The sequence below is a fragment of the Spirochaetota bacterium genome, from assembly GCA_030154445.1.
Classification (GTDB): Bacteria; Spirochaetota; Brevinematia; order Brevinematales; family Brevinemataceae; genus Brevinema_A.
On record JAGUQW010000001.1, the window covers coordinates 1 to 16,100 of the forward strand.

Genomic DNA, 16,100 nt, shown 5'->3' on the forward strand with positions numbered 1-16,100 from the left:
ACACTTTTGTGAACTCTACCCAATATACTCTCATTATTAATGAAGTATTTAATAATATCGCTCACTCAATGTTAGTTAGTATAACTCATTCAATTTCGTTTGTCAACCCTTTTCTAAAATAAATTTTATTTATTTTAGAAATAACTATTTGATAACGATCTTACCTTTCTTCACAAACTTTCTCATAACAGCATCAAAACCAAAACGATCAATTGTTTTTAAAATCTTTGCACAAACACGTAATGTGATTTTTTCACCAGTTTCTGAAATAAAAGTTTTTCTTTGTAGATTTGGCACCCATTTTTTACGAGTTTTTCTATGTGAATGAGAAATGTTATTCCCAAACATAGGTTTTTTACCAGATAATTCACATGTTCTTGACATTTTCCACCCTCACAACTATAATTCAGTTTTTTATTATACCATAAAAATTATAAATAATCAAGCTTTATTTTATTATTCTTTTTTATAAAAAATCCATTCTACCACTTAATATTGCTCTTGTTTTCCAATCTCTTGTTATACCTAAAGAAAACCCTTCAAAATACAAAAGTTTCTCTTTATTTTTCTGCTTTCTTAATAAGGATGTTCTTTGTTTATCATTAAATTTTTGTATAGGTGAGTATTTTTTTAGATTTCCTGCAACAGCAACTAACTCTGGGCTAATATTGTTTAATTGTGCTATTTTTTTTATATTTTCACTATCTATAAGAACTATATCAGTAATATCAATGAAATCAACTTTTTCTTTATTAATAGTTTTCATATAATTAACAGTACTAGGAAATAAAGCTACCATTGCCGTGAACGCATCGTTCTCTCTTTTAAGTAGCACATTGTACTCTTGTTCTAATAATTTTCTTTGCTCGTTAGTTTTTAAATCTTTTTGATTTGATATTAAAAGATCAAATAATTTATTAGCTTGCACATCTAATTTTCTTATTTGATTTGAAAGTGTGTCTGTTTTATGCATATATTTTTGATTCAGAAATTGGATATTTCTTTTTTTCAATTGATCAAACAGCTTTTCTTGATCTGCATATATTTCTATTTTTTGATCAATTTTATATATTTTATTTTCTATTTTTGCCAAAGCATTATATAAACTTTTCCAATTTTTTAATTTATTTTTCATCTCTTGAGTTGCAAGACCTTGATCTTTTAAGCGTGTAATTAAAAATTGATTCCAAAATATTTTATCTTTTATTTTTATTCTTTCTTTTTTAAGAATTGCCTTATTATTTATCTTATTTACTTTTGAATTTTTTTTAAGAGACTGAGGTAAAGAAAAATATTTGTTGCGTTCACTGACATAAAGTACAGGATCTGCTTCCAACTCATAAGCAAAAACTTCATTTGTATAATACAACTCATTTGTATGAGAAATAGGAGAAACTATTAATATCTCTTTGCCATATTGAAAAAGAGATATTAATTTTTGTCCTTCATTAGAAGGGGTATTTTTTTTCGTCAAAATATTTTTTTCGTCAATATTTACTTTCTTACTATTTTTAATACTCATGTTTTCAAAACGCCCTGTAATCTTATAAGCAACAAGTTCTGATATATTAGTTTGTCGACTTTGCACCAACAAGGGTGAATCCTTATGCAGTATAATACGATTAGCCAAAACAACTTTATTTGTTTCTTTAATTTTTGTAGGAGAAAATACCAACTCTCCCGTAGGAGTAAAAAGTTCTACATTTATTTTTTTCTTATTAGCTCTTAGATATTTTATAGAAGTGAGAATTTGTTTTTGTTGTTTATTCAATTTTGGCCAAATATCTGGAGGTAAGGTAATATTAGGTGCGATAGGAGCTTTAGTTTCATCTTTATCATTTAACATACGAAAAGATGACCATAAATAAAATTGTCTCGAAACACCCTTTTGCCAAATTTTACTACGAATTTTTTGTTCCATCATAAAATATTGTCCATTATGCACGAAATCCATGGGAATCCCAGCACCACCAAGTAATTTACCTCTTCTATCAAAAGCATATACTAGTATTTCTAATTCTTGTTGGCTTATATGAAATATATTCATACCTTCTTCAAGCCAATTTGGTATTACATTAACCATGGCAACCAAAAAAATATCTGTGTCAGGTAGTTTAACTGCAGCTTCATCTAATTGACCACTTAGTACTCCTAAATTAATATTTCGTTGTCCACCTTCTACAGGTCTACCAAAATAAGGTAATCCACCAGCAGCAACTCCATAAACATGATAGCGTCTTGTATAAGAAATGACTTTATTAATATCCGAAAATCGTATACTTTTTTCTGTATAATTAGAGATTTTATTTAAATAAGGTTGGTAAATATCTGTATTTAATGCAGTTCTAACAACTTCAGGATCATTAAAAACTAAATTAGGATTGTATGATTGTAAATTATCTAATATATTTGTAATAGAAAAATCTTTGCCTTGGACCTCTAATATATTAAAATATTCAGGATTTTCTAACCAAGTATTGACATTAACACCTATCAGTGAGACATTGTATTTTTTTTGAGCAAGCTGGTATCGATTTTTCCATTCCATTATCCCTGTATTCGCTATTTTTCTTTTAGTACTATAAGCTTGAAAAGTATTAAAAGAAAAAGGATTTTTGCCAGAAAGAGATGTGAAAACAACTTCTTTTTGTTCTGAGTTCTTGACTTGTTTTGTACTACGAACTCCAGAATTGTTTATTTTTTGTGTAACATCTTGCGTATAAGAAGCACTTGAAAAAACAATAGATAATGCAACTATACTAAGCTTCATAAAAGACATGATAGACTCCATCCAACCAAATGTGTGAAAAAAAATAACAAATGATTGATAAATATTAAAATAAAAATAAAAACATTTAATAAAAAAATATCAGAATAATATTTATAGTGTACAAACTATCAATCAAAAAATCAAGCTTTCTTATAAAAATATCTCTGAATATATTATTCAGTTATTTTATTTTGAAAATATCTTGCTAAGAAATCTTTTTTAAAGATTACAAATCTACCTTCCAAGATAGCCTGTCTGGAATTTTTTGTTAATTCAATAAGAAAAAATAAATTGTGAATAGACGCTAATCGTCCACCTAGCACTTCATTCACTCTTAATAAATGACGAATGTATGCCCTATCATAATTACGACAAGCATAACAAACACACTCTGAATCTATAGGTCTAGTATCATATTCAAAAGCTTTAGTTTTGATATTTAATCGACCATCTCGTGAAAACACACCACCATGTCTCGCAAATCTAGTAGGAAAAACACAGTCAAACATATCAACACCACGCTCTATCCCTTCCAAAATATCTTCTGGAACACCTACCCCCATTAAATAACGAGGTTTGTCTACAGGCATTTCTTCTGCTAATATATCTAACATTCCATACATATCTTCTTTAGATTCACCAACAGAAAGACCACCTATAGAATAACCTGGAAAATCTAGTTCTGATAATTCTCTAGCACTTTGTTTACGAAGATCGGCAAAGATACCGCCTTGAACAATACCAAAAGCATATTGATCTTGAATATTCCTTTGTAAAAATTCTTGTTTAGCTCTTACAGCCCATGCTGTTGTTCTTTCTAATGCTTTTTGTGTATGCTTAAAATCAGCATCTCCTGGAACACATTCATCCAATACCATCATGATATCAGATCCTATAGCCTGTTGTGTATCAACCATTATTTCTGGAGTTAGAAAATGTTTTTTTCCATCAATATGACTTCTAAAGGTTACCCCTTCATCTGTAATTTTTCGCATACCTGCTAATGAAAAAACTTGAAATCCACCAGAATCTGTCAAAATATTTCTATTCCATTTTGCAAATTTATGCAAGCCACCGTATTCTTTAAAGAAATCTACAGTAGGACGCAACAAGAGATGATAAGAATTTGCCAATATAATACTAGCACCCATATCTTCCAACTCTTCCCTACATAAAGTCTTTACTGCCCCTTGCGTACCAACAGGCATAAAGATGGGAGTTTGAACAGTACCATGAGGTAATTCCATCGTACACGCTCTTGCATGAGCTTCTGTTTTTTCTATTTTAAAAGGAAATCTTTTCATATCCATATTTTCATCCTTAATACTTACTATTGGTATTCTGCAGATACAAAGCGTCTTTGGAATTCAGGGAAGATATCGGCTGCATTAGATCCTTTCATCGTGAAAGCAACTCCAATATACGGCTCCCAAAAAGCCACTTGTTTTACACTATCAACACGACGCCCTAAATTAAAAATAACTCTCATATCCCAAGTATCTAAATCATGAATCAATTCAAAACTCAATGCCTGTAATTTGAAACTGGATCTTTTTAGAGCATCTTGATCCCATATTTTGAGTCCATCCCCCAGATCAGTGAAGAAATCTTTTGACACTTCACCCGGTGCTAAAGTTGGTTCTCCATTATAAGCACCATCTTTATAATAAAGATATATTTTATTATTTAACATTTGAGAAGTAAATTTGAATGTGAGATATTTTGTAAATTTAAATCCCACAGAAAAATCTAATCTCAAATAAGAATTTCTTATATTTACAAAATCTTGATAATATTGAAAAACAAAACCAAATTCTGATAATTCATAGATAAAAGGATACAATGCCGGAATTTGATAATTTCTTAAACGAACATCCCATAATAACTCTAGATTAAAACTTTTATCTTCTCTTAATATAGTCGGAATAACAACATTAGCACTGTTAGTGTACACAGATTTGCGTGACTCTTCAAACAAATTATATCTATAAGTTAATTTTGGGATATAATGATATTTGGAATCTGGGGTAAATTCTATTAATAATTTTGGGTATCCCCCTATAAATCTATTAGTAAAACTTGACCCAGCAATAGGTCTAAAATTATCAGCAACATTATTAGTAGTCGTTTCTAAAATATCCAGTGTTGCCTCTGTTCCTATATAAAACCAAAATAGTCTGGTTTTGGCACCAAAAGTTAATCTATCAAAAATCCTATTACCTATATAAATATTTTGTGTATCGCCATTGATTGCTCTTTCCTGATCTTCTGTAGGAACTCTATCTCTTAAATTCCAATTAAAATTAAATTCTAATCCAAGAATAGGATTTCTTTCCCATTGTAACCATTCCCAAGCAAATTTGTTATTCCAAGCAAATTGGCTTTCCCTTACAAAATCAGTTTGTAACCTTAATAAATAATATAAAGGATGAGAATAACTAATACTAGCTGTAAAACCCAAAGATGATCTATACCATTCATCGTCATTCCAGATTTTTTTTGGAGAAACTGCTGAACCGATTTTGTAATCTATTTTCAAACCAGAGTCTCTTTGCGAATTTGTAAAATTAGCTCCAAAAGAAGACCATTGTTCTCTATAGTTAAAAGACAATCCATTATCAATAGACCATAGATCATCAAATAAATCTATATTAATATCTAAAGACCCTTGCTCTTCATGTTTGTTCACATCTGCAATGATCACCCAGTTGGTATCATTTAACAAATTAATATCTGTTGTCATGGTAGAATCATTAGTACCTCGTGTTTTTTGTGAGGAATAATCTACCTTTGCACTAGCATTAAGTGATAAGTCAATCCAAGTGTATTCATTAGTAATAACATTAGTAACAACAACAAGGCTAAAGTTCGTAACAAAATTAGTTTTTTGCGTATTATTATTTTGAACAACAATTTCGCGTTTGATTGATCGGTTTGACAGCTTTGTTAAGCTTTTTTCATATTCAGGTAATTTATCTATTTGCATTGTATTAGATCTACCATCAGATCTAAGTACTGTAATTTTGGATTTTGTTGTGTGTTTATATTCCAAAATATCTAAAGTTCCAAAATTATAAGCAAGTGATGGAAATGTATACGAGCGAACTTCGTAATCAAAATAATCATTTAAGAATTGATTTGCTTTATTATCATTATTAGGTTTTGTGATCCTTAATAATTCCCAAGCACCTGATAGACTAAAACTTCCTGCACTCAAACTAAAACTTCTTGAAATAGTATTAATTGAAGGTGAAATATCTCCTTGATATCCAAACCAAGAGTGAGTACTAGGATTTAACAAATTTATAAAATTAATAGCCTCAGCATCATCAAAACTATCTCTATAACTATATTTCGATAAAAAATAAGGATCATTCAAATCTTCTGTCTTAAAATTCAACGACAATCCATTAGTAGCTAAGGTCATATCTACTTTATAATACCAAGAAAATTGAGAAATACGCTGATAATCAGCAGGATCACCATCGCCACTATTTAAAAATGGATCTACCCATTGAGAAAATAAATTCCCATTTTTAACTGATCTGATATCATTAGCTAAGCTTGCTTGAAATTCTAATTTTTGAAGTATTCCTGTTTGAGGAGCTCTGTAATCTAACTGAAAATATTGACCTTGTCTTTCATAAAAGTCAAAACCAAATTCAAATTCTCCTAATTTGGAATCTAAAGAATAATTATTAATAAAATAATACCCTATTCTTTTTTCATTCCCAAAACTTGTTCGTACTCCACTTCCACCTTCTATCTGCATAAAAACAGGAAGCCATAAAAAACTAGCTGGACCAGTAAGATATTCCAATCCAAATACAAGTGCTACCTTACCTTGTATATACCATATTTTTTTTACCTTTGCAGAAAAATGTGCAAATCGAACATCAGAAGTAGACAAGGATACATTTTCTATTACAAATCGTGAAGTACTTTGAATAGTAACTTTCTCAGCTCTATAAAACCAAGGTTTATCATCTAAATTCATCCCCAACCCTGAGCCTAATATAGAACGAACATTGTACATTACACCTCTTTCCATATCAGGCTGATAATTAAGGCTATCCGCAAGATATTTGGTTCCACTCATAGTAAATTCAACATTACCATAAGCTCCAACATTAATTACCGCAGAATCTTTCATCGTAACAATAAATTTTTCAGCTTTTAAAAAAAAACTATCAAAACGCACTCTTACATTTCCTAACATAACTACTTCGGATGTATCTGTACCATTAAATTCTTGAATACGAATATCATCTGCATTATCAAGAATAATAAAAACGCCTGCATCTTTAGTAGCTATTTGAGCTCTATCTGTAGGTACAAAAGGCGGTTTAACACGCAAAGCATCCGAAGGTAAATCTCTGTTATCAATGAGTTGTGAATAGACAAAAGAAGGAACATACACTAATATAAGAAAAAATACATAGCTTTTTTTCAAAAACAAAATTGAACCTTATTTGGATAAAATACTCAATCAGTATACTGTAAAAAATTAAAAGGAGCAAAAAAAACAACTTTGTGATTATTTTGTGTTTTTTGTAAAAATAACATATACTGGAGTAAGATATAGGCTTTAACGCTTTATCAATTCTCCAATAAGAATTGAGTAACAATATAAAATATTATTCTCATTTATCTTAAATATTATGGATTGTTATATGATAAAAAAAATATTATTAGTTTTCTTACTAATATTTATAAAAAAAAATTCTTATACACAGATTATCGAAAAATCTGCCACTTATTATGCATCAGGAGTCAATAGCCCTTGGATGATAGGAATAGATTATGATTTTGGATTTGGAAAAATATTTTCAATTAATATGCAGATCAGTGGTGGAATTAGTTCTCAAGTGAACAGAGCATCAAATTTTGGAGAAGTATTCTTAGGTGAATTACAGATAGGTCCTCGTTTGTATATGAATCCTATTGACACTTGGACTGGACTGTTTTTAAGTACGGTAATTCGTATTGGTATTTACAGTATTCCTATACGATCTCAAGACAATCCATTTACAGATACAAGCAGACTTATTATTGACCGAAGTACTATGCTTCAATACGGCTTAGGTATTTATTTCGGATACAAATGGAAAAGAAATTTGGTGACAGATATGTCAAATCTACCCTTTACAATGATTATCGAACCTTATTTAGGATGGAGTTTAGATTTTCTAAATCCTTTGGATTCGATTTTTACTCAACAAGGAAAAAATATTAATAGATTTTCTGTTGGTATAACATTTAAAATAGGCTTTTATACTCATAAAAAAAGTAAAGAAACATTAGAAAGAGAAGAAACAGAAAGAATAGAAAAAGAAGTTGCTGCTGAAAAAGAAGGCAAAGCTCAAGCAGCTAGTGCTGCCGCTGCTGCTAATTAACAATCTAAGAACGATAATTGATAGTAATCGATTTTTAAGAAGAGTATTTATGAAAAATTATATTTTAGTTTTATTGGCAGATAATGTAGAAGAAATTGAATTGATTGTGCCTATTGATTTGTGGCGAAGAGCAGGTTACACTGTGATAACAGCTTCTATTGATAATAAGATATCGATTAAAGGACAACATGGGATTATTATTTCAGCAGATATACAATTAGACCAAGTAAACACAGATAAATTTAATTATATTTTCATTCCTGGTGGTACTGGACATCAATTAATCAAAGAATCAGCCCTCGCTATGGATACCATCAAGCATTTTATTGATAAAAACAAAACTATTATAGCTATTTGTGCAGCACCAACAATACTCAGCCCTTGGCTTCAAAACAAAAAAGCTACCTGCTATCCATCATTGAAAAATCTTATTCCAAATTGGGTAGATCAAGCCGTCATTGAAGACAAACCTTTTATTACTAGTCAAGGTGCTGGTACAGCTCATCATTTAGCTTTTTATTTAATAAATAAAATCAGTGGTGAATCTGTTGTCCAAAGTTTAGTCAAAAAAACTATATTTTAACATATTAAATTATTACATATAATTTTGGAGATCTTATGTTCAAATTTATACTTACATTTGTATTCTTATCACTCTATGCTATAACTAATCTTTTTGCCATGAAGCCTAAAGCACCACCTATTCCAAAATCATTAGTCATTTTCAATTCAATAAAAACTGATACTAAGAAACAGATAATATACCACGAATCTGTTCCTATAATTGCAGAAAATTCTAATCAAAAATCATTAAGTATTCAATCTTTTTTTTCTTTTAACGAAATCACAGGAAATTCTTTTTTTCAAATGAAACTCTATTATGATAAACCATCTGCAGACTCTATATCTAATACGGTGTTTGAAGAACCATCCAAAAGTACGATAGAATATTTTGATCCATTCTCTATAGCTTTTATATTTAATAATAATAAAAAATTTATTCCTATCATTAAATCATCTACTTCACTAATAACTGATTCACAAGCGTCATGTATAGGAAGTATTTATCTCTTCCAGGATGATATATCTAATTTTAGATTTAATAGAGATAGTGGTAAACCTATCTTAAATGTCATCTTAAAAAACAATAAAGAAGAAGAAATTATATTATCTTTTTCTGATCAAGATATAATAATTTTAGCAGCTATATTAAATTTTTATAAAAATTTACATCAGTATTATACTAAATAGTAGGTATTCCTTTTTGAGGCACTGTATACCTATAGTTCAAGGCGTCTCCTGACCAAAAATTCTTATTTGTTATTATCAACACTTCATTTTGATGATTTTTATTACCATAATAGGGAGTTTCAACAATAATATTTTGGTTAGTTGATCGTGGCATTTTTATAATTTCATTGAATTCTTTAATAAAAATTTTTTTGGAACTACTTGATAAAAAATAACTTCTATTTTCCATAAAAATATACATTCCTCCTAATATTAGTGGAAATGATATACTAAACATTATTATGAATATTTTGACATGTTCTTGCCCAAAAAATATTTTCATTCTTAACAATATGATTTTCATAATACATCCTTACAAATTTACTTATAATTCTATAGACAAAAATATAATTTCATAATATAATAATAACATTATACCTATTATTTTATCGACAACTATTTCTATTTCCTAATGATCTGATCCAAATTTATTGACAATTGGAGGCATCATGATTGTTCAAATAAGCAATTTATCAAAAAAAATACCAGATGGTTCTTTTCAAAGAACTTTATTAGATGATATTAGTTTGACTATTCAAGAAAATGAGATTGTTGCTCTTGTAGGAACATCGGGTGCTGGTAAAACAGCTTTGTTACGCTCATTATCTTGTTTGGAAGTTGTACACACTGGTGAATATCTCTTTAACGGTTCTATACAAATAGTGAATTTACCTGAATCTGGATTAGCTAATATGAGAAGATTATATATGGGATTTATAGGATTTGAACCAGAATTCATTGAACACATGACTGTAAAAGAATGTTTAGATATGCCTCTTTCTGCTCTTTCTATATCATATAATGAGAGAAAAAATCGTGTTATTGATATTTTAGAGGTTATTGGACTTGTTTCCAAATTAAATACCCCTATTTCATCTCTACAATATTATGAAAGAATATATATTGCAGCAGCTCGAGCTTTTATAAAAAAACCTCTTCTTGTAGTTGCTGACAATCCATGTAAACAATTACATTCATCAGAAGCTCATGCGTTTTTAGAATTATTAACTACCCTTTCTAGAGAATACGGTGGAGCATTAGTTTATTCTACTTATGATCCTGCACATTTAAAAAAAGCTAATAAAATCATATATATGAAAGATGGTAAAATTATAAAAGCAACATCGTGATATTGATCGTATCAAAAAACTATGAAAAAAAATAAAATTATTATTCCTAAAAATACTTTTCGCTTATCATTTCAAACTAAATTCTTTGTATACAGTATATCAATTATTCTTATCTCTTTACTATTTATTACTTTTACTATTCTTGAAGGAATTTATTTTGATATCAAAAAAAATATTACTCAAAATTATAATTCTCATTTATCAGTATCAGCAGTCAATTATTCGCCTCATACAGCTCAAGATCTATCATCGTGGTGGATTACCCCCTCGGCTAATTTAGAGAATCCTCAGAATCAAACATCCCTTAGAGCAATAACAAAAAGATCTGTTATGTCTGCTGTTTATCAAACTTCAACTCAACAATTTCCTATTCAATTAACATTATTAGATAATAATGATAGTGGAATCTTTAATAATTTTATGTCTCCTACAACTACAGGTACTTTAATTCGAAAAAACAGCATACACATTGGTAAAAAACTTGCGCAAAGGCTCAATCTCAAAGATGGTGATACATTTCCAATGTACATCCCTAGTTTAAATTATACGGCGACAAATATCAAAGTATCCTATATTTATAACTCACCAGATCATTTTAATGATAACTACGGCGTATATCTAAATAGACAAACATTTCAAGAATCACTTGATTCCAAATTTCAAAAATATCATATTCGTTTTTACGCCTCTCCTTTTATATCTTTACTCGAGTCTGATATTACACCTATTATTTCAGAAAATCCTAAAAAATATGCAGATGATTTACTTAATTATCAATATTTACAACTAAATACTATTAAAAAAAATATCACTAAATGGAGCTATTTTTTTTATTTTTTATGTGGTATTTTGTTATTTCTAAGTATGCATCACCGATATTCTCTTATCGTTAAAGATGTAAATAGTTATACTTATAAAATAGGTTTTATACCTACTCTGCAGCCTCATTTCAAAATATTATTAAAAGTATTTTTTCAATTGATCACTATTAGTATTAGTGCTTGTATTGTATTATTTATTTTTATCAAGATAGATCCCTATATTTCTTCTATGTTATTTCTACAAGACAATCCTATTTTTCCAGAATTAAATTTACCCCTAACTTATCAATTTGATCCTAAAATACCCGATATTATTTTTCTAAATATTATTCCTATAGGAACATTAATAGGAATGATATCTTTCGGATTGATGATGTTTATTTATTCTATTCTGCCTAATTTTTCTGACTCACAAAACAAACCTAGTTATATTGCTATAGGATTTATTATTGTTGCTATTCTTGGATTTACAAGTGCAAATGGCTATCTCTATAATAGTTTTGCTGATCAAACCCGTCAAAAATATTGGACTCAATATTTTTTTGGTAAATATTCTCTTTATGAAAAAAATTACCTACATTATAATGCTCTAAGAGTATCACCACAAGACTTTATTATTCCTTCAGATTTACTTATAATGCTACAAGAAAATCCTATACAATACATGACTACTTTAGAAGTATTTGGAACAGCGTCTATACATTCTTCGTCAAATATAGAAGAGGATGAATTTGTAGAAAAAAAAATGAAAAAAAATGTCTCTATCAAAGCCTTACAAGGTAATCTTATGCAATTTTCAAACATTTTACTTCCCTTACTATCTAATCAGATAGTAATTGGCAAAGATGTTGCTGATTATTTTCTTAGTAATAAAATTCTTAATCTTAGTTTTGAAAAAGATTTTTATTTTAATAAAAATATCAATACAAGTTCAAATATGTCTTTAGACAACACCAACACAGATACAATTACTGATACCTTCAATATTACCAATAATCTTGTCAATGCAAGTTCAGATATGTCTTTAGATAACACTAATACAAATATTACTAATCAAATTTTTATCGTAGCACATATTGTTGATTTGCCTGTTGGAGATTTCAATAATACTATTTTTATCAACCAAACTAATTTAGCAGAAATATTAAAAATTAAGCCTAATAGTATTACCAAATTACAAAGTTCTGGATTAAAAAAAGTATTATCTCGCTATACTAATAACGATATTATACTAACGCCTATACAACAAAATATTCTACAATGGAAACAATTAACAAATCTAGTAATGACTAGCTATTTCATATCAGTATTATTACAAACTTTTATTTCTGCCATGTTAATTTTATCAGTCATATTATATTTAAATACTATTGATAAAAATCTTTTAATTAATTATTATATATGGGGAATTCCTTATGATCCTCTTAAAAAATATAGTTTAATTGCTATGGCTAGTTTTATTGTAGGAATTTTTGTGGCATGGTTATCTAAGCTACTTCTTGTTATTAGACCTAATTCTATTCCGGAATTTTTACAAATTTTAAGATTTACACCCAAGCAATTAGCTTTTTCTATTGATTGGGGTTCTACTTTCTTAATATCCATAGGAAGTATTTTTATTTTCACAATAGTATATTTTATATTTAATAAAATACTAAAAAACAATACAAAAAATATGATCAAATATCTTTTTAAAGATCAACATTCATAAATTACAGGAGTACTATATGTTATTTGTTAACATTTCTCAAGCACCTTTCATTATTGGATTAATTATAATCCTGTTAGGGGTTATTATCTTTACCATATACCGTCAACACAAATTAAGACTCTTCTTTTTTTCTAAAGAACAACAAAAAGTGATTCATAAAAGAAATTTCAAAGGAATCAAAACTACAAAAAATATTTGTTTAGCTATTATTACAGTATTACTTGGTGTTTCTTTGTTAGATCCTAGAGGAAGTTCTCTTTCTTCAGATTTACAATTAGAAGGAATAGATGTAATTTTAGTCTATGATATTTCTCGAAGTATGGATGCCACAGATGTTGCTCCTAGCCGTTTGTCATTCGCTAAAAATTTGGGAGAACAATTAATTGATTCTCTTGCAGGTAATCGTATGGCCCTTGTTGCTTATGCAGCTGAAGCTATTAGATTACTTCCTCTTACAACAGACTCCAGTAGTGTTGATTTGTTTGTAAGAGAATTATCAACTGATATGATCAGTTCACAAAGTACAGATATAGGAAAAGCATTAGATGAAGCACTCAAAAATTTTACTGAAGATACGCTTACTCACAAAGCGATTGTTCTTTTTAGTGATGGAGAAAATCTCGATGGAAATGTAAAAAATGCTATCGATACTATCAAACAACAAGGTATCTCTATTTTTATTATAGGTGTTGGCACAGAAGAAGGTGGCTCTATCCCTATAATCGATAAAAGAACAGGTCAAGAGACTTATATGAAAGATCTATTAGGAAAAAACATTATTACAAAATTAGATCCCAAATATCTTCAAAATCTTGCTACTCAAAGTAAAGGAGAATATGTCTATGGATCACGAACATCCATGACCAAAATAGAAAGCCTCATCAGTAATATAGAAAAAAATCCTTTTGGAAACAATACTATAAGTTATTTGGAACCTCAATTTCGTATATTTATATTACTAGCATTACTTGCCTTAATTTTGTATTTGTTTTTACCTGATAAAAAATGGTACAAACAATTATCATTACTAGTTGTATTTTTATTTTCAACAGTACCGAGTTATACCTTGACCAAAGAGAGACAAGCTTACAGCTCTTATCAAAATGGAGAATACTCTACAGCATTACGCTTTTTTCAACGCAGTCTTGTACAAAATCCACAAAATATAAAATCCAAATTTGGGGAAGCGTCTACATTATACAAATTAGAGCGTAATGACAGAGCTGAAAAATCATTTTTAGCTTTAACGAATAGCACAGATCTTCAAATAGCTCAAAAATCTACTTTTAACGCTGGAAATACCCAAGTTCAAAGAAAAGAATTTGACGAAGCTTTGGACTTATATAAAAAAGTAATGGCTGATAATCCTATTGATTCTCGACTATATAAAAAAGCATTAAACAATTATATTTATACTAGGGCATTACAACAACAGAAGCAACAGCAACAACAAGAGAATGATCAGAAAAATGATCAAGACCAATCTGGTGAAGGGCAGAAAGGAAAAGGACAAGACAGTAAAGAGCAAGACGGTGACAAAGGTGATCAACAAGATAAAGCAGAGCAAGGTAAGGGTGATGAGGGCAAAGCTGAAGAGGCAGACCAACAAGAGGCAGGAGCTAATGGCACTAATGACCAACAAGAAGGTGAAGGTCAAAACGCTCCTGCAAAAAGTGTCAGTCCTAGTGATATAGATAATCTTCTGGGGATTGCTCAAAAGTCAGAAAACGATAATTTTTCTAAACAACACAAACAGAAAAAAGGACTCTTACAACAAAATAAATACTAAAATAACTACAAACAAAAAAGCCACTCATGCTATGCTAGAGTGGCTTTTTTTGAATTATTATACAATTTATTCTATATAATTATTTCTCGTTTAAATAAAATCGAAAATATTTTGCTTGTTATAATACCACAAGCTAGTGATAATCCCAAAATACTAAAATAAGCAATAGGTAAGCTGAAATAATATGAATGAACATATTGTTTAATAATAGTTACTAGATTATCATTAAAAAGAGCATGCCATCCGTAAATTGATAAAGAATACTTAGCTATAAAAGATACACTCTTTTTAACAAGAATAGGAACCTTTTGTTCAGGGATAGCTTTTATTAATAAAAACAAACAAATTGTAGAACTAAGTGCAAAAATATTAAATGGATTTTCGTTTTTAGAAAATATAGTAGCAAAGACAGATAATTGCCATAAACAAAAAGTAATAAATATAGATCTTTTTGAATTTAAAGAAATATATTTATTTCCCAATCCATAGCCAACAAAAGCTAGTAATAAAAAATCATTAACAGTACCAAAAGTGTGATTGATATTAAAAGGCGATAATTTTATAGAAATTAGTAGTAATAATAAGGATATAGTTAAACCACTATATAGTAAAGCCTTTTTTTTGGAATCTAATATAGGTAAAGAAATAAAAGAAGACACAATAGATACAGAAAGAATAGAATAAAAATACCATAAATGCCCAGCACCTGTAGGATATTTTAATACATCTAGATAAGGATACGCTTTTTTTCCTGTTAGGTGCATCCATATATAATAAATAGTATAGTAATAGAGTAAGGGAATCACTATCTTTAATATTCTTTTAATAATATTTGATTTTGTGAATTCTTTTTTTTGGAATAAAAAATATCCACTGATTAATACAAACATAGTGATGACAGGTCTTGCTAACATAAACAAATATAAAAGTATAAAATTATCTTGATACGAAAAATGAAATAACAAGTGCAATAAAACCAAGAATAATACAGCGATACATCTATATAAATCAAAATTCCAATTTCTATTAACTTTATACATAAAAAAACCTCATAATTTACCATTACGACACTACTATAAGTAGTTTATGTATTGAATAAAAATTAATCAAATACAAAAAAGCCCACAACAGTCTGTATTGCTTATATCTTAATAAACAAAGTTTTAAACATTTCTATCTAATACCGTACCATC

The 16,100-nt window shown here is 28.7% G+C and carries 12 protein-coding genes; 6 read left to right on the plus strand and 6 right to left on the minus strand.

What is annotated here, in order from left to right; all coding sequences use genetic code 11:
• Positions 1-144 precede the first annotated feature (144 nt).
• The 4 genes from rpmB to KFW21_00020 form a co-directional block, all read right to left on the minus strand.
• A complete protein-coding gene (gene rpmB / locus KFW21_00005; GenBank protein ID MDK2817816.1) occupies positions 145-384 on the minus strand; it encodes a 50S ribosomal protein L28 in 240 nt (79 codons plus the stop codon).
• Between the two features lie 82 nt (positions 385-466).
• Complete coding sequence (locus KFW21_00010) at positions 467-2,779, minus strand: hypothetical protein (GenBank protein MDK2817817.1); 2,313 nt, start codon at positions 2,777-2,779, stop codon at positions 467-469.
• A 164-nt stretch (positions 2,780-2,943) separates the two neighbouring features.
• Entirely contained in the window at positions 2,944-4,074 is a 1,131-nt protein-coding gene (tgt, locus tag KFW21_00015) for a tRNA guanosine(34) transglycosylase Tgt (protein ID MDK2817818.1), read from the minus strand.
• Positions 4,075-4,100: 26 nt separating this feature from the next.
• The gene (locus KFW21_00020) at positions 4,101-7,223 is read right to left on the minus strand and encodes a hypothetical protein (protein MDK2817819.1); all 3,123 of its coding nucleotides are present in this window, start codon (positions 7,221-7,223) and stop codon (positions 4,101-4,103) included.
• Positions 7,224-7,443: 220 nt separating this feature from the next.
• Between KFW21_00020 and KFW21_00025 the strand changes: the two genes are divergently transcribed.
• The 3 genes from KFW21_00025 to KFW21_00035 are packed head-to-tail and all read left to right on the plus strand — an operon-like array spanning position 7,444 to position 9,417.
• Complete coding sequence (locus KFW21_00025; GenBank protein MDK2817820.1) at positions 7,444-8,166, plus strand: hypothetical protein; 723 nt, start codon at positions 7,444-7,446, stop codon at positions 8,164-8,166.
• Positions 8,167-8,215: 49 nt separating this feature from the next.
• On the plus strand, positions 8,216-8,749 hold the full coding sequence (locus KFW21_00030; protein ID MDK2817821.1) for a DJ-1/PfpI family protein: 534 nt from the start codon (positions 8,216-8,218) through the stop codon (positions 8,747-8,749).
• A gap of 35 nt (positions 8,750-8,784) precedes the next feature.
• Positions 8,785-9,417: a hypothetical protein gene (locus KFW21_00035; GenBank protein ID MDK2817822.1), complete on the plus strand. Its 633-nt coding sequence runs from the start codon at positions 8,785-8,787 to the stop codon at positions 9,415-9,417.
• On the opposite strand, the gene KFW21_00040 is transcribed toward KFW21_00035, so the two are convergent.
• Positions 9,410-9,760, minus strand: a complete 351-nt coding sequence (locus tag KFW21_00040; protein MDK2817823.1) for a hypothetical protein — start codon at positions 9,758-9,760, stop codon at positions 9,410-9,412. The genes KFW21_00035 and KFW21_00040 overlap by 8 nt on opposite strands.
• 145 nt (positions 9,761-9,905) lie before the next feature.
• Here KFW21_00040 and KFW21_00045 point away from each other — a divergent pair, with 145 nt between their 5' ends.
• From KFW21_00045 to KFW21_00055, 3 genes are read left to right on the plus strand one after another with little or no spacing between them, the layout of a single operon-like run.
• Positions 9,906-10,586, plus strand: coding sequence for an ABC transporter ATP-binding protein (locus KFW21_00045; protein ID MDK2817824.1), 681 nt, complete (start codon positions 9,906-9,908; stop codon positions 10,584-10,586).
• A gap of 21 nt (positions 10,587-10,607) precedes the next feature.
• On the plus strand, positions 10,608-13,118 hold the full coding sequence (locus KFW21_00050) for a hypothetical protein (GenBank protein ID MDK2817825.1): 2,511 nt from the start codon (positions 10,608-10,610) through the stop codon (positions 13,116-13,118).
• Between the two features lie 16 nt (positions 13,119-13,134).
• Positions 13,135-14,907, plus strand: coding sequence for a VWA domain-containing protein (locus tag KFW21_00055; protein MDK2817826.1), 1,773 nt, complete (start codon positions 13,135-13,137; stop codon positions 14,905-14,907).
• 71 nt (positions 14,908-14,978) lie between these two features.
• On the opposite strand, the gene KFW21_00060 is transcribed toward KFW21_00055, so the two are convergent.
• On the minus strand, positions 14,979-15,947 hold the full coding sequence (locus tag KFW21_00060; protein ID MDK2817827.1) for an acyltransferase family protein: 969 nt from the start codon (positions 15,945-15,947) through the stop codon (positions 14,979-14,981).
• Positions 15,948-16,100: the final 153 nt, after the last annotated feature.